Annotated in this window: 22 protein-coding genes and 1 pseudogene; 19 read left to right on the forward strand and 4 right to left on the reverse strand. The window is 44.9% G+C overall.

Translation table 11 applies throughout. The features are described from left to right. Positions 1-420 precede the first annotated feature (420 nt). A complete protein-coding gene (locus MKX36_RS06690) occupies positions 421-1,269 on the forward strand; it encodes a hypothetical protein (RefSeq protein ID WP_016820637.1) in 849 nt (282 codons plus the stop codon). A gap of 84 nt (positions 1,270-1,353) precedes the next feature. Here MKX36_RS06690 and MKX36_RS06695 read toward each other — a convergent pair whose 3' ends face one another. Further along, positions 1,354-2,367, reverse strand: coding sequence for an RluA family pseudouridine synthase (locus MKX36_RS06695; RefSeq protein ID WP_016820636.1), 1,014 nt, complete (start codon positions 2,365-2,367; stop codon positions 1,354-1,356). Between the two features lie 224 nt (positions 2,368-2,591). On the opposite strand from MKX36_RS06695, the gene recQ reads away from it, so the two are divergent. The 3 genes from recQ (at position 2,592) to MKX36_RS06710 (ending at position 7,891) form a co-directional block, all read left to right on the forward strand. Continuing rightward, positions 2,592-4,490 carry a DNA helicase RecQ gene (gene recQ / locus MKX36_RS06700; RefSeq protein ID WP_340864440.1) on the forward strand — a complete coding sequence of 633 codons (1,899 nt, stop codon included), beginning with the start codon at positions 2,592-2,594 and terminating at the stop codon, positions 4,488-4,490. Between the two features lie 50 nt (positions 4,491-4,540). Further along, positions 4,541-6,397 carry a B12-binding domain-containing radical SAM protein gene (locus MKX36_RS06705; protein WP_016820634.1) on the forward strand — a complete coding sequence of 619 codons (1,857 nt, stop codon included), beginning with the start codon at positions 4,541-4,543 and terminating at the stop codon, positions 6,395-6,397. A 183-nt stretch (positions 6,398-6,580) separates the two neighbouring features. Further along, a complete protein-coding gene (locus MKX36_RS06710) occupies positions 6,581-7,891 on the forward strand; it encodes an alkaline phosphatase (protein ID WP_340864441.1) in 1,311 nt (436 codons plus the stop codon). Positions 7,892-8,093: 202 nt separating this feature from the next. Here MKX36_RS06710 and MKX36_RS25380 read toward each other — a convergent pair whose 3' ends face one another. From MKX36_RS25380 to MKX36_RS06720, 3 genes are all read right to left on the reverse strand, one after another. Next, positions 8,094-8,183 (reverse strand): putative holin-like toxin, encoded by a 90-nt coding sequence (locus MKX36_RS25380; protein ID WP_007429455.1) that lies wholly within the window; start codon positions 8,181-8,183, stop codon positions 8,094-8,096. Positions 8,184-8,341: 158 nt separating this feature from the next. After that, entirely contained in the window at positions 8,342-8,947 is a 606-nt protein-coding gene (locus MKX36_RS06715) for a DedA family protein (protein ID WP_340864442.1), read from the reverse strand. Positions 8,948-8,962: 15 nt separating this feature from the next. Continuing rightward, positions 8,963-9,538 (reverse strand): class I SAM-dependent methyltransferase, encoded by a 576-nt coding sequence (locus MKX36_RS06720; RefSeq protein ID WP_016820631.1) that lies wholly within the window; start codon positions 9,536-9,538, stop codon positions 8,963-8,965. A gap of 287 nt (positions 9,539-9,825) precedes the next feature. Here MKX36_RS06720 and MKX36_RS06725 point away from each other — a divergent pair, with 287 nt between their 5' ends. The 15 genes and pseudogenes from MKX36_RS06725 to MKX36_RS06795 all read left to right on the forward strand — a co-directional run bounded on the left by MKX36_RS06725 (position 9,826) and on the right by MKX36_RS06795 (position 21,294). Then, on the forward strand, positions 9,826-10,659 hold the full coding sequence (locus MKX36_RS06725; protein ID WP_340864443.1) for a hypothetical protein: 834 nt from the start codon (positions 9,826-9,828) through the stop codon (positions 10,657-10,659). Positions 10,660-10,743: 84 nt separating this feature from the next. Further along, a pseudogene (locus tag MKX36_RS06730) lies at positions 10,744-11,102 on the forward strand (FlxA-like family protein). 218 nt (positions 11,103-11,320) lie between these two features. Further along, a complete protein-coding gene (locus MKX36_RS06735; protein ID WP_025364359.1) occupies positions 11,321-11,749 on the forward strand; it encodes a GNAT family N-acetyltransferase in 429 nt (142 codons plus the stop codon). 11 nt (positions 11,750-11,760) lie between these two features. Further along, entirely contained in the window at positions 11,761-12,222 is a 462-nt protein-coding gene (locus MKX36_RS06740) for a hypothetical protein (RefSeq protein WP_025364360.1), read from the forward strand. Positions 12,223-12,310: 88 nt separating this feature from the next. Continuing rightward, on the forward strand, positions 12,311-12,802 hold the full coding sequence (locus MKX36_RS06745; RefSeq protein ID WP_025364361.1) for an 8-oxo-dGTP diphosphatase: 492 nt from the start codon (positions 12,311-12,313) through the stop codon (positions 12,800-12,802). 57 nt (positions 12,803-12,859) lie between these two features. Next, on the forward strand, positions 12,860-13,381 hold the full coding sequence (locus tag MKX36_RS06750) for a GNAT family N-acetyltransferase (protein ID WP_025364362.1): 522 nt from the start codon (positions 12,860-12,862) through the stop codon (positions 13,379-13,381). Between the two features lie 25 nt (positions 13,382-13,406). After that, positions 13,407-13,856: a hypothetical protein gene (locus MKX36_RS06755; RefSeq protein ID WP_025364363.1), complete on the forward strand. Its 450-nt coding sequence runs from the start codon at positions 13,407-13,409 to the stop codon at positions 13,854-13,856. A 24-nt stretch (positions 13,857-13,880) separates the two neighbouring features. Further along, a complete protein-coding gene (locus tag MKX36_RS06760) occupies positions 13,881-14,384 on the forward strand; it encodes a DUF1572 family protein (RefSeq protein ID WP_039268893.1) in 504 nt (167 codons plus the stop codon). A gap of 152 nt (positions 14,385-14,536) precedes the next feature. Continuing rightward, positions 14,537-15,571, forward strand: coding sequence for an NAD(P)/FAD-dependent oxidoreductase (locus tag MKX36_RS06765; RefSeq protein WP_016820622.1), 1,035 nt, complete (start codon positions 14,537-14,539; stop codon positions 15,569-15,571). Between the two features lie 196 nt (positions 15,572-15,767). Next, entirely contained in the window at positions 15,768-16,496 is a 729-nt protein-coding gene (locus tag MKX36_RS06770) for a HEAT repeat domain-containing protein (RefSeq protein ID WP_025364366.1), read from the forward strand. Positions 16,497-16,540: 44 nt separating this feature from the next. Next, positions 16,541-17,224 carry an HD domain-containing protein gene (locus MKX36_RS06775; protein WP_340864444.1) on the forward strand — a complete coding sequence of 228 codons (684 nt, stop codon included), beginning with the start codon at positions 16,541-16,543 and terminating at the stop codon, positions 17,222-17,224. Positions 17,225-17,391: 167 nt separating this feature from the next. Continuing rightward, on the forward strand, positions 17,392-18,372 hold the full coding sequence (locus MKX36_RS06780) for an ABC transporter substrate-binding protein (RefSeq protein ID WP_123796938.1): 981 nt from the start codon (positions 17,392-17,394) through the stop codon (positions 18,370-18,372). A 10-nt stretch (positions 18,373-18,382) separates the two neighbouring features. After that, on the forward strand, positions 18,383-19,390 hold the full coding sequence (locus tag MKX36_RS06785) for a FecCD family ABC transporter permease (protein ID WP_126667009.1): 1,008 nt from the start codon (positions 18,383-18,385) through the stop codon (positions 19,388-19,390). After that, on the forward strand, positions 19,383-20,405 hold the full coding sequence (locus tag MKX36_RS06790) for a FecCD family ABC transporter permease (RefSeq protein ID WP_290408991.1): 1,023 nt from the start codon (positions 19,383-19,385) through the stop codon (positions 20,403-20,405). Before MKX36_RS06785 ends, MKX36_RS06790 begins: the two co-directional genes overlap by 8 nt. Before the next feature lie 118 nt (positions 20,406-20,523). Then, positions 20,524-21,294 carry an alpha/beta hydrolase gene (locus MKX36_RS06795; protein WP_123796980.1) on the forward strand — a complete coding sequence of 257 codons (771 nt, stop codon included), beginning with the start codon at positions 20,524-20,526 and terminating at the stop codon, positions 21,292-21,294. The last annotated feature ends 190 nt before the right edge of the window (positions 21,295-21,484 follow it).

Below are 21,484 nucleotides of genomic sequence, written 5' to 3' on the forward strand. Positions count from 1 at the left end.
CACTTGAGATCCTCTCGATTTTACATGTATGGGAATTAAACGTTAATATACTTTATTTCTTACTCAGCAATTTTTAAGTAACAGAGCTTATAATGTGGACTATGTATATATGTATACAGGAAGGGAACGGAATTGGCAGAAGGTTCGTAGTACAACAAAAGATCTAGGTTCGTAATTCATGAATTTAATGTATGTTACCTTCATAATGCTGAAAGCTTAACCGAATATGATTATAGGCCCTAAAAAATAGTGATTTTGTACATTGCATAAAATGAGAAAAGCAACTTCAGCCACTGTTATGCGTATAATGAAATAAACGTAACAAGCTAAGAATTATGAAGTTAAAATGAATTTTGATCGCAAACTCATTTTATAAACCTATCTCATGACTGTAAGAAAAACGGTGGAAGGAGTATCAAGATGCTGGCTTTGTCCGATCCGGCCTGGACTCTGCTCCAAGGCCCCTACGGTTCTTCTCAATACGTTCCAGAAATGTTAAAACAGCTCCAAGCCGGATATGATGGCGAAATGGCTGACACCTTGTATTGGGAGGAATTGTATCACCAAAATACGTTGTATACTTGTACTTTTGCGGCTGTACCTTACCTAGTAGACATTGCGCTAAAAAGTTCTGATATAGAGATTCGGGCAGATATATATACCATTTGCGGAATATTTGAAGCGAAAAATAATAATCCCTTACATACCAAAATCCCGTTGGAATTTGCAAGGGATCAGGTGGAAGTGGATTCTAGCCTGGCAGAATATATTTATACGCAATATCGAAGTGCCATCGTTCGCCTTGCAGAATTGACAGAAGAAATGGTGCTCTATGCGAAAGAACACGAAGAAGATGTCGGCAAGCGCTATGTTCTCGCTGCGGCTGCCGCCTTTGAGGGGGATCATTGCGTAGCCTATATGCTACAAACTTTTGATACAGGTGACGAATATATGCTGGATTGTCCCCATTGCGGTACCCCGCTCTATATTTGGCCTGATGAACAGGGTGACACTCTCGTTGTCTATGATAAAGACCCTGTCAGTTCAGGCAATCTAATCCCCTATCCGATTCGCCCCCGTTCATTGGACCATAGAGGTGCCGATATACAGTGGCTATACGAATATGCTCAAAAAATAGATGAGAAATTACTTCTTGCCCAGTTACCTTACTTAAACGGTTGGGTAGAATGTCCAGTGTGTAATTCACCCATATACATATGGGATGAGTTGATGAAAATGGCTGATGGTGTTCGGAGGCATACCGCTTAACCAACAAAAAAAGGGGCTGTTTTTTTACAGCCCCCTAATTTCCTTTTGTGTTTTTACACTCTTCTTCGTGTGCTTCACTCCAGGCTACTCCCGAAACGGATTCAAAAAGCTTTTAGGAATGTCGGATTCAAAACGCAGCAGTACTCCGGTGACGGGATGAATAAACGACAATACCTGTGCATGCAGACCAAGGCGCCCAATCGACTTGCTCTTGGAACCGTATTTTTTATCTCCAACAATCGGATGACCGATATCCTCCATATGCACGCGAATTTGATTTTTGCGTCCGGTCTCCAAACGTACTTCCAGCAAAGAAAAATGCCGATTGGCCTGAAGCCGCTTGTAATGAGTGACTGCATGCTGGCCGTCATTCGGATAAGGACTGGAGTACATTTTCAGCGTCTTGCTTTCTTTCAGCCATGAGGTGATTGTGCCCGCGTCTTTTTTAACCTGTCCTTCTACGAGAGCGATGTATGTTCGTTCATACACAACTTCCTTCCACGCTTGTTGCATTTCCTGCTGTATGGCTTCGCTTTTAGCAAACATCATCACTCCTGATGTATCACGATCCAAACGATGCAGCACAAAAATACGGTTGTACGGATGCTCGCGTCGAACGTGGGCTGTAAGCTGGCGATAGGCTGTGACTTCCTGTTCCTGCGCAGAAGCGACAGAAAGTAGCCCAGCATCTTTATGGATAACGATAATAGCTTCGTCCTCATGCAAAATACGCAGCCCGGTTAGCGGCACCACAGGAGCTACCTTTTCCTTGGAGAGCGCGACAGTCTGTCCTTGCTCCAGCGGAAAATTATGCACAGTACGAGGAGTACCGTTGACGGAAACTTGCCCACGCGCCAATGCCGATTTAATGGAATTACGACCCATGCCAGTCACATGCTCAACTAAAAAGCTCAATAGCTCTGCAGGTTCCTGAACGATGTATGTTTTGGCAGGGGATTTATCCAAAGTATGGGTTTTCCGTTGAGCTTCCGGTCTATAGGAGCCAGATTTTCCGGCGGGTTTGTGATTGCGTCTGGAGTGGCTTGTGTTTGAAGTTGATTTTGTATGATTTTTCCTTTGAGGTTTCCGATTATTCATGGGTTCTTTCTCCTTCTTGGAGCCGTATCTCTTCATAGTTGTGGACCATTTGCGGCACCGTGTTCACTATATCATGAGAAAACAGCGAATGCCATAAGAGACTAAAACCCGATGGACAGACTTCCAGCGGTTGAACATTGCCCTTAACCCCGGTAAACTATAAGGTAACGAAAGAAAAGCCGATATGCGTCGAGGACGCTAGAAATATGAGGAGTTTTGAAACTATGAGTGTACAAGCACCAACATTGGAACGGGCGCAGGACTTGCTGCAAAAATTTTATGGCTATCCCGATTTCCGGGAGGGACAAAAGAAAATTGTGGCCAGTATGCTGGAAGGCAACGATACGCTGGGCATCATGCCGACAGGTGGCGGAAAATCGATATGCTACCAGATTCCCGCGTTGTTGCATGAGGGGCTGACCATTGTTGTGTCACCACTGATCTCGTTAATGAAAGACCAGGTGGATGCGCTGACCACGATGGGGATTGCAGCTGCCTACGTTAATAGCACGTTGAGCGGTCGAGAAGTCAATGACCGTATACGCGCCGCACGGAACGGAGATTTGAAGTTGCTGTATGTCGCCCCTGAACGACTGGAACTGGATTGGTTCCGTGATGAGATGGCTCAGTTACCGATTTCCTGCGTTGCGGTAGATGAGGCTCACTGCGTATCCCAGTGGGGTCATGATTTTCGTACCAGCTATCTGGCTGTGGCTCCATTCGTGGACGGGCTGTATGAACGTCCAATCGTAGCTGCGTTTACGGCGACGGCTACACCACAGGTTATGGATGACATCGTACGCCTGCTTCGTTTGCGCTCACCGGAAACGTTCGTTACGGGGCTTGGAAGGCCGAATTTGGCGTTCAGTGTGCTGCGAGGGGAGGACAAACGCAGCTTTTTACTGAATTATGCCCGTGAACATGAGGGTGAATCGGGCATTATTTATGCGGCGACACGTAAGGACGTGGATGATTTATATCAACGCCTGCGCGACGCTGGCATGGCAGCCGGACGTTATCATGCAGGAATGACAGATCAGGAACGTGCAGATAGCCAGGAAGGGTTTCTGTACGACGATATCCGTGTCATTGTCGCAACCAATGCCTTCGGTATGGGCATAGATAAATCAAACGTACGCTATGTCATTCATTACAATATGCCTAAAAATATGGAGGCGTACGTACAAGAAGCGGGACGCGCAGGACGTGATGGCGACCCGAGTCAATGTATTTTGCTGTTCGGACCGCAAGATATTGTGACCCAGAAGTTCCTGATTGAGCAAAATCCACAGGATGAAGACCGCAAGCGCAACGACTACCGTAAACTCCAGCAGATGGTTGACTATTGTTACACAACTCGCTGCCTACGTTCAGCACAGCTGGAGTATTTCGGAGAAGCGGAGGAGCATGAAGCCTGCGGCATATGCAGTTCATGTACTGACGAGCGGGAACTGGTCGATATGACCATAGATGCGCAAAAGATTTTTTCGTGCATTCATCGTATGCGGGAGAGGTATGGGGTTTCCATGGTGGCCTCAGTGTTGAAAGGCTCGCGTAACAAAAAAGTGCTGCAGTATGGTTTTGACAGCCTGCCAACCTATGGCGTGATGGGCAACCGAACGGAGAAAGAAATTGCTGAGATTATCAATGTTCTTGTTTCGGAAGGCTATCTGATGCTGTCCGAGGGGCAATATCCAGTTGTCCGCTTGCAACAGCTTGCTGCTGAAGTGCTGAGAGGGCAGCGCGAAGTCATGCAGCGTGTGGTGCGGCATGCCACAGCATTTGCAGGTGGAGCAGGTTCACGCGGACGAAAGGGACGCGACACCTATCCTGCCGCAGTTAACGAAACTGTGTTTGAGCAATTGCGCTTAATCCGTCGCGATCTGGCCGCACAGGAGCATGTACCGTCTTATATCATCTTCAATGATGCCACGCTGCGAGAGATGAGCGTAGCGAGTCCGCAATCCGAAGCAGACATGCTGCGGATCAAGGGTGTTGGTGAAGTGAAGTTCCGCAAGTATGGCAAGCCGTTTCTTGATTTCTTTCAAAATCAGGGGAATACCGGCGGAATGGTGAGCGAGGACGAGATTTTTGTAGACGATGTGTACGAGGATTTTGAATAGCTATACTAAGGATATAAAAGTCCGTGCAAATTTATAGAAGGTTGTGACCTATGAAAGTCATTTTATCAACGTTAAACGCAAAATATATTCATACCTCACTGGCCATCCGATGCCTCAAAGCCTACAGTGAAAAGGATTTTGATATTGAGCTGGCGGAGTATACAATTAAGGACCCGGTGATGAACATCGTATCTGATCTGTTTCAACGGGGAGCAGATGTCATCGGTTTTTCCTGTTATATTTGGAACATTGAAGAGACGATTAAAGTCATTGATGTGTTGAAAAAGATTATGCCCGAGGTCAAAATTGTTTTGGGTGGCCCGGAGGTATCTTACGATACGGAGCACTGGATGAAGCGCTTGGCGAATGTGGATTTTATTGTTGTTGGTGAGGGAGAGGAAACCTTCCATCAACTGCTGCAGGAACTGGAAGGAGATCGCAAGTTTCATTTTGTATATGGACTGGCTTACCGTAAGGGAGAAGAGGTTATTATCATGCCGGGTCGCCCTAAAGCGGACTTGAACGAGCTGCCGTCTCCATATCGTTTTGCAGAGGATATCCCGGAGCTCGGGAAACGGGTTGTCTATTTTGAAACGAGCCGTGGCTGTCCGTTCAGTTGCCAATTTTGTTTGTCCAGCATTGAGGTCGGGGTGCGTTATTACGATATTGAGCGCACTAAGTCGGATATTCTGTATCTGATTGACAATGGGGCTAAATTGATTAAATTTGTGGACCGAACCTTTAATATTAAACGCGATTATGCGCTGGAAATGTTCAAGTTTTTGATTGAAAATCACCGTGGCTGTGTCTTCCAGTTTGAGATTACGGCAGATATTATGCGTCCCGAGGTGTTGGATTATTTGGCGGAGAATGCACCACCGGGGGTATTTCGCTTTGAGATCGGTGTCCAATCAACGAATGATCCCACCAATGAACTGGTTAAGCGCCGCCAGAACTTTACCAAGCTTTCACGCACCGTTACAAAGGTCAAGCAAAGCGGTAAAATCGACCAGCATCTGGATCTGATCGCCGGATTGCCATTGGAGGACTACAATACATTCCGTAAAACGTTTAATGACGTTTTTGCGCTTGGTCCAGAAGAGCTTCAGCTTGGCTTCCTCAAAATGCTGCGTGGTACAGGTCTGCGCATTGACGCTGATAAGTATAACTATACCTATATGGATGTTGCGCCGTATGAAATGTTGAGCAATGACGTCCTTTCCTTTGCCGACATTGTGAGGCTCAAACGCTTGGAAGATGTATTGGAGAAATACTGGAACTCTCATCGTATGGACCATACAGTGAGCTACCTGATTGAGCGTGAATTCTCGTCCGCCTTTGATTTCTTTCAGGAATTTGGAGACTACTGGGAAGGACAGGGCTGGCAAAAAATCGGACATCAGCTCGAAGACCTGTTTACGCGTCTCCAGTCCTTTTTGGAATCGCGGGGAACCAAGCGAATGGAAATGGTACTTGGGCTGATGAAGCTTGATTATTTCTTAAACCATAAATATAAGCCGCGTAAAATCTGGTGGGAACATACCCTGGAGAAGGACGATTGGTCCAGCTATATGAAAATGGCCCTTCAGCACCCGGATGCGCTGTTGTCACCTGCGGTGGCAGATGTGGGCGAGGAAAGCACGGGTGAGATGGATGTGGCTAGCCAACAGCCGCAGCCATACCGCGAGATGATCCCAGCCTTTGCTTCCTTGAAGCTGGGTGAAAAGGAACTGCAAAAGCACGCTGTGCTGGATGTCCTGCCGTTCAGTCTGGATCATATCCTGAGTGGTGGTAGCCCATTAACAGCCGAAGGCCGCACACTGTTGCTTGTAGTTTATCAGCAAAACGGACAGCAAAAACCGCTATACTACACCATGCCCATCGGCAAAAATATCGCCGCGATTTAATATAAACACCAGAAGACATCAACTCTTGGAATACCAGGAGTCGATGTCTTCTTTTTTTATAAAATATAGATGACCACTTCAATTTTTTACATTCGGGAAACCTAGTGCTTTACGATTTTTTACAAAACCAATATATGATGAATTTATCATATATGAATATTAAATTTATTGGAGTGTGACCTTGTGAAAAAGCGTTCCATGAAAAAGAGTATCCTTGCGTTGAGTGCTGTGACTGTTTTGACTGTACCCTTATTATCTGCTGATATCCCTAAAGCTTTTGCAGCCGCGGCTCCTACGAAGTCCACTGTCGCAGAGTCCAAGGCACAGAAGGCTGTATCAGCTAAAGCGGATACTCCTAAAAACGTCATTCTTTTTATCGGTGATGGTATGGGAGAAGCCAGTCGTAACGCGATTCGCTTAGCAACGGTTGGAAAATCGGGATTGCTTGAAATGGACAAGATGCCTGTAACAGGCCTGGTTAGCACGAGTTCAGGGGACAACCTGGTTACAGATTCTGCCGCCGCTGCGACTGCCATTGCAACAGGTGTGAAAACGTATAACGGCGCGATCGGAATGGATTTGAATAAAAAACCAGTGACAACCATTATGGAGCTGGCTAAAAAAGCAGGCATGTCTACAGGAGTAGTGACGACAAGCCAAGTGACAGATGCGACGGGCGCTGCCTTTGGTGCGCATGTTGAGAAGCGCTCTGCTCAAAGCGAGATTGCCAAGCAGTATATTGAGAAAAGCAAGCTGGATGTGATTCTGGGCGGGGGTGAGGATTTCTGGTACCCTGCAGGAACAGTAGGCAAACATCCAGATGCACCGGCAGAAGATCCTGAGGAAGCTAGTAAGGGAACTCAAGGAAATTTGGTGGAACAAGCGAAGAAGTTGGGCTATAGCTATGTGACAGACCAGGCTGAAATGAAAGCAGCCAAAGGCTCTAAATTACTAGGGCTGTTCGCCAATGAAGAAATGTTCCAAGCTCACAACAAACTAGGCAATTCTTACAACCCAACGGTTTCTTTACCGGATATGACAGCGAAAGCGATTGATGTTCTATCCAAAAATAAAAAAGGCTTTTTCCTGATGGTAGAGGAAGAAGGAACGGATGAGATGGCGCACGACAATGAAGGTGAATTAACCATCAAAGCCGGGCAGCAGCTGGATAAGGCTGTTAAAGTAGCTAAAGACTATGCCAAAGCGCATCCAGATACTTTGGTGTTAGTGACGGCAGACCATGAAACGGGCGGTTTGGCCATTGAAGGCGAAGATGCAGAGGATGAATCCGGTGAAGGTGTTTCCAAAGAAGACGGTCCTTTTACCGTAAAAGGCTCTGATGAGAAGTTTTATATCGACTGGACCACAGGAGGGCACACATCCGTTGATGTAGCGCTAACTGCAATGGGTCCGGGTTCCTCCCAATTTAGCGGGAATTACCCGAATACGGCCATTCATGATAAGCTGGTTAAGCTGCTTCAATTAAAAAAATAGCTCATAGTGAAAGCTGCCTTTAAAAGGTTTTCCATATTGGCAATATGGTTTTTCCTGTGATAAACTATAGCCAATAGGTATATACTAAAAAAAGAGTAAGGATGCTCTAACATCCTCACTCTTTTACAACAGCCGCTTATAAGGGCGGTGGCTGTAGGGTTGGATTAGTAGAATAGACCGCTAACCTTTTCCAGAGGGCGGTCTATTTCTTTTTGTTGAAGGAAATAATCAAGATCACCAACGTTGCAAATTGAATCATCAACATCAGTGTATCTTTAACCTCCACAGGCATCACCTCCTTTGCAGGAGACTAGCCGACCGCCCATCTAAGCCATTCTGTTGTTAGTTTATAGTATATCATATGGATAGTATTGCTAAAAAGGACAAAAATGAAAACACCTGTTTCTAGGCGTTTTTTTGTATTATGAATATGCCGAATATGCTCAACCTTTATTCCTCCGTTGTTTTCTTCCCCCACACGAATTTCATTATAAAAAATATAATTGTCAGCATGATGAGAAGCAGTGCCACCTGCAAGCCATAACGATGAATCAATTCTCCTGCTGCTTGTACATGATCGCCAAAGAGACGTCCGAGCAAAAAGAAGATCAGCGTCCAAATCAAGCCCGTTGAATAAGAGAATAGAGCGTAGCGCTTAAAACTCATTTTATTGATCCCCACAATATAAGGGACAATGTGGCGAACGATCGGTAGCAAGTAGCTGATGCATATCGTGAAGTTTCCATACTTATGTACTAAATTTTCTGAAAAAGTAATGTACTTGTCCATTTTCTTCTTCCGGCGCAAACGATCCAAAATGGGTGTACCCAAGCTTCTCCCCAACACATAACCTAAGGATAGGCCTGATACAACCCCGAGATATACAATTAAAAAAGCAGGTAACGGATGAAGTATCCCCATGCTTGTTACGGCCCCGCCAGTCATCACTATAACTTCGTCTGGAATGGGCAGTCCCACAATTCCGAGCCATAGAGAGAAGAATAATGTTGCATAGCCATATTGTTCGATAATGGAAATCAAATATTCAACATCCATCCCCATACTCCTTTCTTAAGCTTTCTTTCGGCATACATACACGAATGCGGGTGGAACATTCATAGGTACAAACTTGATTTCTTCAATATCAAACCATTCACCTAACTGCTGTTTCATCTGTTTAGAGTATTGAAAGGCGACAAACATCCCTCCATCCCTGAGTGACCGATGAATTTGTTCTACGATTTGATCTCGCATCGCTTGTGGAAAGTTGAAGAATGGCAGCCCGCTGATTATACAGTCAAGCTGTTCAATTTGAGCATTTTTCATAGCAAGCTGAAGCTCACGCGAGTCGGAATAGCACAGATAATTCGGGAATCTTCTTTTTAAACTCTGCTGCATGGTCGGGTCCTTCTCAAAGAGCAAAACCTTAGGTTGAATTTTTGTCGTAGACGGGATGTATTGGGTAATTGCGCCTGTTCCAGCCCCAAGCTCAGCCACGGCATGAACATCACTCCATGGAATGGATTCTATCATATTTTTAGCTAAAAATCTGGAACTGGGTGTTACGCTACCCACATATGCAGGCGAGTACAAAAATTTGAATAGGAACATAAGTCTCTCGTGAACTAAATGACTAATACGGATCATACTTCTTTCCCCTACCTTCAAATTTCAAAATGCGTTCATTTATTCTCTGCTAAGAGTAACAAATTATCCCTTTACTTGCTCCTGTCTGGAGTAGGGCTCGGTTCCCCGTCCTGCGGAGGGGATTTTCCTTGACTATAGTCTAGGAAGAAAGAAAAGGAGTGCAGTATGGGACAGTCCGAATTCATTCAGTTATCATTCAGCATTCTCTCAGGCTGCCTTCAGTTTTACAACCGATGAAAGAGAGGTGGGCAGCTAAAAACATTATGTACACTGAGAGGGGATCTACTTTGTCATTATCCATCAACAGGCATCTCATCACGACTTCCTACGATAACTCGAATACGCTGAAGTCAAATGAGAATGGACTAAATAACGCGGGGCATACCACACACAAGAAATCCAGCGATTCACTCGAATTAAGTACGGAATTTATGGAATACGCCGGAGGTATGCAGGCTCCGCTTCCTACGGAAAACTACAGTTATGGCTACAAATACGACCAGGATACTGTGGCGCTGACTATGGACGAACAGAAAGCGTTATTGTCAGATTTACAAAGTTACTTGACGTCTTCAAGTGCTTTATCTGAAACGAATGAAATCAATAACAGTACAAACAATCCTTTGGCTACAGTCAGCGACTTGTTATCCGGGGTGGATCTTTCGACAGCAACAGATGAGGAAGTATCAGATTTATTCGATAAAGTAGCTGAAACGATCCAGAATAACCGCCCTACACCGCCGCCTGAAGGTGACTCATTCCGACCTGAGGTTGATAGCAGCGGTCTGCCTCCAATGATGCAGGCGATGGGTGGAATTATGCCCCCATTTGCATGGAATATTCAGGAGATTACTCATCAAGAGGATAACACCACTACATCTGAAGAAGAGCATACCGTAGATGAAAAAAGATCCTTACTGAATGATTTGCAAAACGTCCTGAGTTCCGATCTTCTATCTGGCTCCATATCTTCAGAAACAGATGAGCAAACAGACCTGATTTCTGCATTAAAAAACGCTTGGGGAAACACAGATGAATCGAATGCGACAGATGAAGAAGTATCAGTTTTATTCGATAAAATCGCTAAGATTTTTGAACAATCTGTATCGTCTTCGTCATAATCTTGAGGGTGCCATAGCATACCTTAAAAACGCTTAGCCCACACTTGTAACTCAAACTTAGCTTTTAAAAAGGAGAATCCTTCTGTGAATATTTCAACCACATCTAGTAGCTCTATATCTATTGCCAATACTTCAACTTCATCTTCATCCAGTACCAACGATACAGCCAGTTTGGAAAAGCAAAAAGCCCAGCTTGAAGCAGAGTACAATAAGGTCCAGCAAAGCAAAGATAATAAGGATACAAAAGAAACGAAAATGAAGCAGCTTCAGCAGCAATTAAGCAAATTGAAGCTCAGATTGCACAGCAAAGTTCTCAATCCAGCAGCACGTCAACACCAAAAATGGAAAAGTCCGCTCCAAGCAATATGGAAATGACTCGTACCAGCAGCTCGAATGGCAGTGATATCACGGGGGTTGGAAAATCACTGGATATTTCTATTTAGTCATCCTATCTCTTCTCCTGTAAGCCAGACGTTGGATAGAAAAGAAAGCAGGCTCTCTGTTACATAGGGAGCCTGCTTTTCACGTTTTAATTTAATTCAAAATGAATCATGTGACTAAACCTAAAAAAGTATTACAATAAATAACAGTGGGCAGATGGAAGGCTTTTAACTTTAGTATTTTATAGATTGTTATACATTCTAATTGGAGGATTTAAGTCATGACATTGGAACCTCAATGGAGTCGAAGTAGTAGGGATGAAGCTCGTTTCGTCAGAAACAAGTTGATTGAGTTTAATGCAAAACACGTCTCGGCAGATATTCAAACCCAATATGAAGAGATTAATCTCACGCTCAAAAATGGAGAAGGTCAGGTCATCGGTGGTCTTCTAAGTGTACTTTGTTGGAACTGGGTGGAGATTGATATTTTGTGGGTAGATCAGGGTCATAGAGGAAAGGGCTACGGTTCGCAATTACTTAGTGGAATTGAACAAATCGCTAGAGATAAAGGATGTACTTTGATACAACTGAATACCTTTTCTTTTCAAGCACCTGAATTCTATGAAAAGCAGGGGTATGAAGTAGTCGGTGTCATTGATGAGGCTCCTAGAGGCTTTAAACATTATTATTATAAGAAAAATATCTACTGAGGACTTCATAAATGCGCGTACAGATCAAGGAAGTAAATCAAGATGAAAAGATTATCATTCGTAATATTGGCGAGGAAAAGATATACGGCTACTGGACATATTTTCGGCATGAACAGACCTCGGGATATGCGTATGTTGTTCCGTATGAACAAAGCTTGGAAAAGTTAATTCCCGGCTGTGTCATTTCGGTCGAGACTTCTCCATCCAGTATAGAAGGGTTCAGAAGACTGAGGCCTACGGAAAAGACAGGCATTGTTCAACCTCAACCAAAGCTAGGTGACTATTGGATTCAAGGGATGATACAACAAGTGATACAAGGCGAAGCAGGCGGGATAGACTGTCTGGAGATTGTTGTAGGAGAGGCTACGTTTGTTTTGGATTCTGACGAATTGAATGGTGATATCCACGTTAAAGCGGGTGACGGTGTCGCCTTTGAAATCATAGGTCTACAGTTGTTTGACGAGGGACTGTAATCGTTCTATGGTGAATACCATATTCAACCAAGATATGTCGGTGAGTAAGTTAAAAGCTAGATCATAGAGAATGTGAATAAAGAAAGGTATGATCGGATTGAGTACAGAAGTGACACACAAAATATATACCATGTGCATGATTCAAGATGGAAACAAGGTATTGCTAATGAACAGACCCAATCGAAAGGGGTTTCCGGGTTATATTGCTCCAGGAGGAAAAGTAGAGTTCCCAGAGAGCATTGTGAATGGAGCCATTCGCGAAGTAAAAGAGGAAACAGGCTTAACGGTTACGGAAATTGTATTTAAAGGAATCGATGAATATTGCGATCCAAGGCAAGGGCTGAGATATATGGTCTTTAACTATTTGGCTACAGCAACGGAAGGTGAGCTATTAAAAAATCCCCCTGAGGGGGAACTGCTGTGGGTGGATATGAAGGAAGCACTACATTTGCCGATGCAGGATTGGTTTAAGCGGAGATTCCCATTGTTTTTCGAGCCAGGGACGTTTGAGGTTAGCTCCGTGTGGCTGGCGGATACGGATGAAACATTGGAAGCAACGATGAAGAACTATGGGGTGTAGAGATGACGAGACCATTAGTAGATACATGGAGTGCTTAATGAGGGGGCGGTGAGTAGGATGCAGAGCGTCAGATTGATTGAGCCGCAGCAGGGCTGGAAGGATGCTTATCTTTCATTTTATGAGGAATGGAAAAAAAGCCAGGAGCATATGGTGCCTTGGGTGATTTCTATAGAACCGTATGATTTTGAAGGTATGCTGACGCTTTTAAGTCACCAGAAAAATGGAATTGGCTTGTCTGAAGGCTGGGTTAAAAGTTCGACCTACTGGCTGGTGGATGCAGATGATCAGGTCGTCGGAGTAGTGAATATCCGTCATGATCTTAATGAGCATCTGTTAAACGCTGGCGGTCATATCGGTTATGGTATCCGTCCTTCTGCACGAGGGAACAGGTACGCTGTGACTATGCTGGCCTTAGCATTGGGCAAAGCAAAAGAGTTGGGTATTTCCAAAGCCCTCGTCGTATGCGACTCCGATAATATCAGTTCCAAAAGAACGATTCTGCGAAACGGCGGAATACAGGACAAGGATTACATAGAGGAAGATGGCAACTGTGTAAACCGTTTTTGGATCGAGCTGTAAGTGAGGGAGGGGAACGCAAAAACTTATGAAAATATGGCCTGAATATGCGCAAAATATCATTGTCGGTGTCATGTTTCTGGGACAATGGAATTGGTATGTGACGGAAAGAGAGTATTGGTTTTTGAATACCGAGATGGAGGAACGGTTTGGCATCGCTATTTTGGATGAGACCACAGCCGGAGCATTTTTGGAACACATCTGTGAGTATAAGGTGGCTGCGGGAGAACTCACTACAATGCTCCAAACGCTAGATGAAGCAATCCAGCATAAGGATGAAGTGTTGGAATTCTGTCCTGCTTTGTATGTTGATTTTGACCAGAAAGTTCTCTACTCCCTATTTCCAGAGCCAGCTTCTTTCGAACACTATGTCCCGGTGGGGTGGAAAGGGAAATATCTGAACTTTTTGGAAGAGGTCCCTCCTGCTGAACGATATTGGATGATCCACGGAAGTGACTTTTTCAAAAAATACACCTGAAAAGATAAAGGAGGAAATGAACATATGAATTCTTCCATGCATGAATTTAAGATCATATCCAAGCACAGAATGTACGATCAATACTTGGTTAAGCTGCGGGCATGCATCCAGCTTTTGGATGAAACCATGTTATGGGGCACTGGTGAAGCGGAACAGAACAGTATTGGAGGAATTGTCCATCATATAATGGTGCATGTGCGTAGAAATGCAGTCAAACTCATGGATCCGACGATTACATACAAGCAAGGTATGGAGGATAGCTTCAAGCCTTCAGTGCAAAACAAAGAACAGCTTATGGAGGAAGTTGAAGATGCTTTTTCTTCCTTCTGTGCAGCATTGGACAACACAGGCGATATAAATATGTATGACGTTTACCATGTGGTGGAGCATACGGCTTATCATCTGGGTCAGATCATAGATCGAGTTCAGAGGCTGGCAGGTCACCGTTTTCAATTTGTACAGACTGGGCTGAATGAAAAAGCATTGCGTGCAATAGTGCAGCAATCCCTGCCTAATCCACAAGATTAACGAAAGCAGTAGCCAAATAACTGTATAAACGTAGTTCCAAAGTCACTAATACCTCTGTCACAGATATGTTTTTATTTCTTAATTGATATTGATAATTATTATCACTTATAATAGAAGCAGACATAATACGCTATGATAGGGAGAGTTGCAGAGTGACAGAGTCCTTGGAATTATATGATGTAACGATCATCGGCGGCGGTCCTGCCGGTATGTATACTGCGTTTTACAGTGGCATGAGAGATATGAAAACCAAGCTGATCGAAGCCAAGCATGAGCTAGGCGGACGGATGCGCATATACCCGGAGAAGATGATATGGGATGTTGGAGGGGTAACTCCGATTTTATGTGAAAAGCTGATTGACCAGCTGGAGCAGCAGGCACGAACGTTCGAGCCTACCATTGTATTGGGACAACAGATTACAGGGATGGATCGGCAAGAAGATGGTACGTTCCTGCTGACTTCTGCCACAGGGGAACAGCATTGGACGCGTACGATCGTTCTGGCTGTAGGTTATGGTATTCTCAAAATGGCTAAGCTGGAGATTGAAGGCGCTGACCGTTACGAGGTTACAAACCTGCACTATACCGTACAAGAGCTGGAGCCGTTCCGGGATAAGCATGTCCTGATTTCCGGTGGAGGCAACTCGGCGGTAGATTGGGCGAATGAGCTGGAATCTATTGCGGCGAGTGTGACAGTTGTACATCGTCGGGATCATTTTGGCGGACATGAGAAAAATGTAGCCCGTATGAAGTCCTCTTCGGTCCGTGTTCTCACACCTTATGCGGTAAGTCAGTTACATAGCAACAACGGAGAAACGATTGAGCAGGTGACGATCAATCATGTAGATACGGGCGAAATAGAGATGCTGAATGTTGATGCAGTTATCGTAAATCATGGCCTAAAATCCGATTTCGGCCCCCTGCGAGATTGGGGACTGGATATGGGAGAGTGGCATGCCCGCGTGAGCGACAAGCTGGAAACGAATCTACCGGGGATTTTTGCTGCAGGCGATTTTGTCGAGTACGGGAGCAAGCTGTATCTGATTGCAGGTACGTTCACAGATGCTGCTCTTGCCCTCAACAGCGCCAAGTTGTACATTGATCCGACAGCTGATAAAGCCGCATATGTATCTTCTCACAACAGCCGCTTCAAGGAAAAAAACCGCGAGCTTGGTGTCGTGGAATAAAATAAGGGAATCAGTTTAATAAAGAACTTCCGTTAACTACAGCTGATGTGGTTAAGGGGGTTCTTTTTTTGCATAGTTACGGACTTGTCGACCTAAGGTTGGATACCATACACATATAGAATAAAATGGAGATAGCCTGTCCTTTTCAGGGATTAGATAATAGATTTGGAGTAGAAAAGATTAGGAGTGTGGAAAAATGAGCTTACAAGAGGTGCTTGAACGCCAAGCGATTGATCTACCTGACGATACGCTGGAAGCTTTACTAATCCATAGCAAGAAGCAGGAAGGGCGGAAGGTTCAGCTACGATTGCTAAGTGAACAGGAGCTTGCCGAGAGTATCGAGTGGATGACGCAGATCGAGGTGTTCAAACATATCGTCCCGCTATGGACCGATGATCATTCTAATTATGTAGGTCTATATGTAGAGGGACCACTAGCATATAAATTATGTTACATCAATCACGAGGAAACAGATTTGTCACCGAGGTACCGAAGTACAGCTTCGCTGATTGCAGAGTTGGAGCAAAACCCAGAGCTGGATTGGGAACAGATGCGTAAGGATTACCCGTCTGACAACGACATAAGCACCGAACAACTAGCAGAAGATATTCGCTGTATGCATGAAATGCAGGCTATACTGGAAAAGGATTCATCAATGGAGGATGATGTGAGGTGCCAGCTTCTTTACAGCTTAATGGCGATTACACCTGTCAGTGAGGTGGATTCATTGCTTCCCTATGTAGATGATGAAGATATGTATGTACAGGAACGTGCATGTATTCTATTGGGGTATCATGAGTATGAACCAGCGATTGAAATATTAAAAGAAGTAGTGAAACATGGAAGTCCGAATGGGAAGCTGGCAGCCCGTAAGGCGCTCTCGATGATTCGCGCTAAGCAAATGGACAAGCATATAAAAAAATAAACCAACCTCACATAGCAAATATGGACGGGATTGAAAGGTGACTTATGAATAGACGAACAGAGCAGCAGGAAGCGATGATGGAAGATATTATTCAAAAGGCAGAGCCGTATGTGCAGCAGCAGTTGGAGCATGACCACAGTGGTCATGATTGGTGGCATATTGACCGGGTGAGGAAGCTGTCTGTTGAAATTGCTGCAAAAGAAGGTGCAGATCCGTTCGTGTGCGAGCTGTCAGCACTGCTGCATGATGTAGCGGATGAAAAATTAAATGAATCCAAACAAGCGGGGCTGGATAAAGTTGAGCAGTGGCTGCATCTGCATGTAAACGATGCGGATGTGATCACACACGTGATGACCATTATTGCTACAATGTCCTACAATGGTGGACAAAATCCGCCTATGGAAACGCTGGAAGGTCAGGTTGTGCAGGATGCAGATCGGTTGGATGCTCTGGGAGCGATTGGGATTGCAAGAACCTTTATGTATGCAGGCTCAAAAGGCAGTATCATGCACGATCCGGATCAAGACTATTCACAATATGATTATCGCGCCGCAGGTAAAAGTGCCATATATCATTTTTACGAAAAGCTGCTCAAGCTCAAGGATTTAATGAATACCCCTTATGCCCGAGAACTGGCGGAGGTTCGGCATCAATGGATGGAAATGTATTTGGAGCAGTTTTATAAAGAATGGAATGTGAATGATATCCAACAAAACAGGGGAGGCTGATGCTTCCTAATTGCAATGATTCCAGGGGAAGCTAGCTCTCTTTTTAATAAATATTAGAAAAAATATTGCAATACGCCGATTTCTCTCCTACTATTGATAATAGTTATCAATGATAATGATAATTATTATCTGTAAATTCAAGTAGATAGAGGGGAGTCTTTCAGTTTATGAAGAAGTTTGCAATATGGATGTGTACCTTATTATCGGCAAGTTTGCTGTTGACGGCATGTGGTGGAAAGGTGCAGGAGGTGGATAGCTCAGCTCAAAAGAATACCAATGCATCGACACAAACGTCTGTTTCTGACGTAGAAAGTGCCAAGACGATTACATATCTAGATAAGACTTATAAGCTGGCCAAGACGGATCATATTATTATAGCTAGTCTGGAAGCGATGGAAGATGCAGCTGTCCTGGGAGTGAAACCAACTGGGGCGGTTACTTCGGGCGGAAAATTTCCTGAGTTCATGGAAAAAGCGATGGAAGGAGCCGCAGACGTTGGTGACCGAATGCAGCCTAGCGCTGAAACGATCCTGAAACTGAAGGCAGATGTGATTCTTGGGAGTTCTAAATTTCGGCCTGCGGTGGCAGAACAGCTAGGGAAGGTCGCTCCATTGGTTCCAGTATCCCATATTTCAACGAACTGGGAAGCGAATCTATTAATGTTGGGACAGCTTACAGGCAAAGAGGCGAAGGCGAAGGAGATCCTCGACAAGTACAAGCAAGATGCGGAGGCGGCCCAACAGAAGCTCAAACCAATATGGGGAAATAAAAAGGTACTCATGGTACGGATTCGTACAGGCAATCTGTATGTATACCCTGCGGATGTATATTTCAATCCTTCGCTGTATGCTGATCTAGGAGCTAAGGTACCGGAAGAGTTAAATACAGTTAAAGCACAAGAGGCGGTTTCTCTGGAGAAATTGGCTGATATGAACCCCGATTATCTGTTCGTGCAATTCTCCGAAGGAGAGAACAAGGACCAGCCGCAGGCATTGGCAGATTTGGAGAAGAATCCGATTTGGAGCAGTATCAATGCCGTCAAGAATGGGAAAACCTTCGTCAACATTGTAGATCCCAATGCTCAAGGTGGTACTTCATGGAGCAAACTTGCCTTTTTGGAAGCGGTTATGAACCGACTTTCGCAGTAAAGGTAGGAACATGGGAAAAAAGTTGATCTCTCCTTACCTTGTAATCTTCGTCTCTCCCTTGTTTATCGTACTAACATTACTGCTGTCTGTGATGTACGGAGCCAAGACGATAGAATGGGAGACGGTAACTGCTACCTTTTTTCATTTTGATGCTGGAAACGTGGACCATCAGGTCGTTTTAAACTCGCGTCTGCCTAGAGCGGTCGGCTCTATATTAATCGGTGCTTTTCTCGCGATTTCAGGAGCCATTATGCAAGGAATGACGCGGAATTTCTTGGCTTCACCCTCAATTATGGGGGTGTCGGATGGGGCGGCGTTTGTGATCACCTTAATGATGATCCTTGCACCGAACTCCACTTCGATGGGCCTGATTGGAGGTTCTTTTGTGGGATCGGCTCTGGGGGTGGCTATAGTATTCGGTTTAGCCTGGATGATTCCCGGCGGTCTTGCCCCGGTTCGTATGGCCATTTTGGGAACGATCATTGGCACGTTTTTAAGCAGCCTGTCGGCCGTTCTCTCCATTTATTTTAATGTATCGCAAAATGTAAGCTTTTGGTTTAACGCTCGTCTGCACCAAATGGACCCCGGGATGATTCAATTGGCAATTCCCTTTGCTCTTGTGGCAATTGTAGGAGCAATGCTGCTGGCCAAGCCAATAACACTACTGTCTTTGGGCGACGACGTGGCCACAGGTCTGGGACAGCGGGCATTACCAGTCAAGTTGGGGGCGATGCTCTGTGTAGCATTGCTGACAGGTGTTTCTGTTGCGCTGGCAGGGAAAATTGCTTTTGTTGGCTTGTTGATTCCGCACATTACCCGATATTTAATCGGAGTAGATTACCGTTGGGTCATTCCATGCTCTGGTTTGATCGGTGGTGTTTTTTTGGGCATGTCTGATGTGTTGAGCCGTTTTCTTAATTATCCGTTTGAAACGCCTATTGGAGTGGTTACCTCGGTCATTGGCATCCCTTTCTTTCTGTACTTAATACGTAGAAAAGGAGGGGGAGAGCATGCGTAAAATCAGTGTGAAACGGCTGTGGTTCGTATTTTCAGGTGGGGCTGCACTTATTTTAGCAGCCTCCTATGTTAGTCTGACCCATGGAGAGTTCGACATGACCCTTCAGGAAGTAATTCAGACATTGTTCCGTATCCACCATACTCCGCAGCTGGATTTGGTGATTTTTGATTTTCGGCTACCGCGTATTGTGATTGCGGCCTTGGTCGGCTTGGGTCTGGGGATAGCTGGGGCGGCGGTACAGGGAGTTACACGGAATGGTTTGGCCGATCCCGGCATTTTAGGCATTAACGCAGGGGCGGGAGCAGCAATCGTCATATTTATGTTCTTTTACCAAGGACAAATGGAAACGACAGGCTGGACTGCGGCGCTGGCTATGCCCTTTTTTGGCTTGATTGGAGGTTTGTTGGCTGCGCTGCTGATCTATTCATTTGCTTGGAAAGCAGGTCGTCTGGACCCGCAGCGGCTGCTTCTTGTAGGTATCGCGATTGGCTCTGGATTCGGTTCCTTAAGCTTATATCTGTCGCTGAAAATGAAAGCCTCGGATTTCGAGATGGCGACAGTATGGATGTCGGGCAGTATTTGGAGTGCTGATTGGAAGCTGGTTGCTGCCGTAATTCCATGGCTTGTCATATTAATTCCTGTTATTTGGTTGAAATCGTATGTGCTGGATCTATTTCAATTACATGAACATACAGCTAAAAGTCTCGGCGTTGCGACCGAAAAGGAAAAGTCTATTCTCCTGCTGTCCAGCATTGGACTGGTGAGTGCCTGTGTATCTGTTTCTGGAGGAATAGGCTTTGTAGGATTATTGTCTCCTCATATCGCCAGAAGGCTTGTTGGCCTTCATCATCGTTTTGTGATTCCTGTATGCGGTATGGTCGGTATGATACTGGTGCTGTTATCTGATTTTATTGCTAAAACGGTGGTTGCGCCTGCTGAAATTCCCGTTGGACTGATTATTGCGGTGATCGGGGTCCCTTATTTTGTAGTCTTGCTTATGAAAAAAACGGCCTGATTTCATTGGAATTAAGGTTCTATAGGAGGTTGTTCCCATTAAAGATCTATCTACGCAAGCTTATCATTCCAGCGATGCACATGGAGCTGTGTATGTTCCTCGCAGTCAGCATCGAGTAATGTACTCGCAGGCTGAAAACCGTGAGTATCATATTTATATTGCCATTCCTGCCGAGGAACCTCCTGTATCTGGCTATCCCGTTATTTATGTGCTGGATGCCAATTCTGTTTTTGGAACCATGGTGGAAGCGGTGCGCGTTCAGGGGAGACGACCTGACAAAACGGGGGTTGTTCCAGCTATCATTGTAGGAATAGGCTATCCAACAGAGGCTCCCTTTCACCCTTCACGATATTACGATCTTACACTGCCTGGGACGGCTGTGGAGCTTCCGGTAAAGCCAAATGAAGATGCCTCCAAAGAAAGCGGGGGCGCCGAGCATTTCTTGTCATTTATTGAAGATGAGCTTAAGCCAATGATCGAGCGTGATTTTCTTATCGACCGCAACCGACAGACGATCTTCGGGCATTCGCTTGGAGGACTGTTCGTATTGCATACCCTGTTTACAAGACCAGACTCTTTTCAGGTGTATGTGGCGGGAAGTCCGTCTATACACTGGGGAGGACAAGTTATTATGGCTGAAGAGAAGCAGTTTGTAGCTTCCATTGCGCAGAAGCATTGGAATAAAAAGCTGCTGATTGCTGTAGGGGAGTTAGAGACTGGACATTTTAGTGGCATGCAGGAAAAGGCCAGGGACTTAGCTGCGCGTTTAATGACTAGGGACGATCTAGGACTACACGTAGAGTTCCGGGAATTTGCAGACGAAGGTCATATATCTGTGTTGCCGGTCTTGGTTAGCAGAGCGGTTCGTTTTGCTGCTGATTCTATGTAAATATGCAGTTAGGTATAAAATTTTTGAAAGTGCTCTTATAAAATAAATTGCAAGAAATCTGAGGCTGTTTCCTTTAACCGAGCGTATCGGAGAGGAAGCGGCCTTTATTTTTTTTTGTAAATGTCATATTGATATTATGGATTATCTGTGTTATTTTATTGTTAATAACAAATTGATAATAACAATTGAG

Source organism: Paenibacillus sp. FSL W8-0439, assembly GCF_038008995.1.
Lineage (GTDB): Bacteria > Bacillota > Bacilli > Paenibacillales > Paenibacillaceae > Paenibacillus > Paenibacillus polymyxa.

Bases quoted from the DNA above. Each gene is read 5' to 3' on its own strand.
- MKX36_RS06690 (WP_016820637.1), top strand. From the start codon at position 421: ATGCTGGCTTTGTCCGATCCGGCCTGGACTCTGCTCCAAGGCCCCTAC.
- MKX36_RS06695 (WP_016820636.1), bottom strand. From the start codon at position 2,367: ATGAATAATCGGAAACCTCAAAGGAAAAATCATACAAAATCAACTTCA.
- recQ (WP_340864440.1), top strand. From the start codon at position 2,592: ATGAGTGTACAAGCACCAACATTGGAACGGGCGCAGGACTTGCTGCAA.
- MKX36_RS06705 (WP_016820634.1), top strand. From the start codon at position 4,541: ATGAAAGTCATTTTATCAACGTTAAACGCAAAATATATTCATACCTCA.
- MKX36_RS25380 (WP_007429455.1), bottom strand. From the start codon at position 8,183: ATGCCTGTGGAGGTTAAAGATACACTGATGTTGATGATTCAATTTGCA.
- MKX36_RS06715 (WP_340864442.1), bottom strand. From the start codon at position 8,947: ATGGATGTTGAATATTTGATTTCCATTATCGAACAATATGGCTATGCA.
- MKX36_RS06720 (WP_016820631.1), bottom strand. From the start codon at position 9,538: ATGATCCGTATTAGTCATTTAGTTCACGAGAGACTTATGTTCCTATTC.
- MKX36_RS06735 (WP_025364359.1), top strand. From the start codon at position 11,321: ATGACATTGGAACCTCAATGGAGTCGAAGTAGTAGGGATGAAGCTCGT.
- MKX36_RS06740 (WP_025364360.1), top strand. From the start codon at position 11,761: ATGCGCGTACAGATCAAGGAAGTAAATCAAGATGAAAAGATTATCATT.
- MKX36_RS06745 (WP_025364361.1), top strand. From the start codon at position 12,311: ATGATCGGATTGAGTACAGAAGTGACACACAAAATATATACCATGTGC.
- MKX36_RS06750 (WP_025364362.1), top strand. From the start codon at position 12,860: ATGCAGAGCGTCAGATTGATTGAGCCGCAGCAGGGCTGGAAGGATGCT.
- MKX36_RS06755 (WP_025364363.1), top strand. From the start codon at position 13,407: ATGAAAATATGGCCTGAATATGCGCAAAATATCATTGTCGGTGTCATG.
- MKX36_RS06760 (WP_039268893.1), top strand. From the start codon at position 13,881: ATGAATTCTTCCATGCATGAATTTAAGATCATATCCAAGCACAGAATG.
- MKX36_RS06770 (WP_025364366.1), top strand. From the start codon at position 15,768: ATGAGCTTACAAGAGGTGCTTGAACGCCAAGCGATTGATCTACCTGAC.
- MKX36_RS06775 (WP_340864444.1), top strand. From the start codon at position 16,541: ATGAATAGACGAACAGAGCAGCAGGAAGCGATGATGGAAGATATTATT.
- MKX36_RS06780 (WP_123796938.1), top strand. From the start codon at position 17,392: ATGAAGAAGTTTGCAATATGGATGTGTACCTTATTATCGGCAAGTTTG.
- MKX36_RS06785 (WP_126667009.1), top strand. From the start codon at position 18,383: ATGGGAAAAAAGTTGATCTCTCCTTACCTTGTAATCTTCGTCTCTCCC.
- MKX36_RS06790 (WP_290408991.1), top strand. From the start codon at position 19,383: ATGCGTAAAATCAGTGTGAAACGGCTGTGGTTCGTATTTTCAGGTGGG.
- MKX36_RS06795 (WP_123796980.1), top strand. From the start codon at position 20,524: ATGTACTCGCAGGCTGAAAACCGTGAGTATCATATTTATATTGCCATT.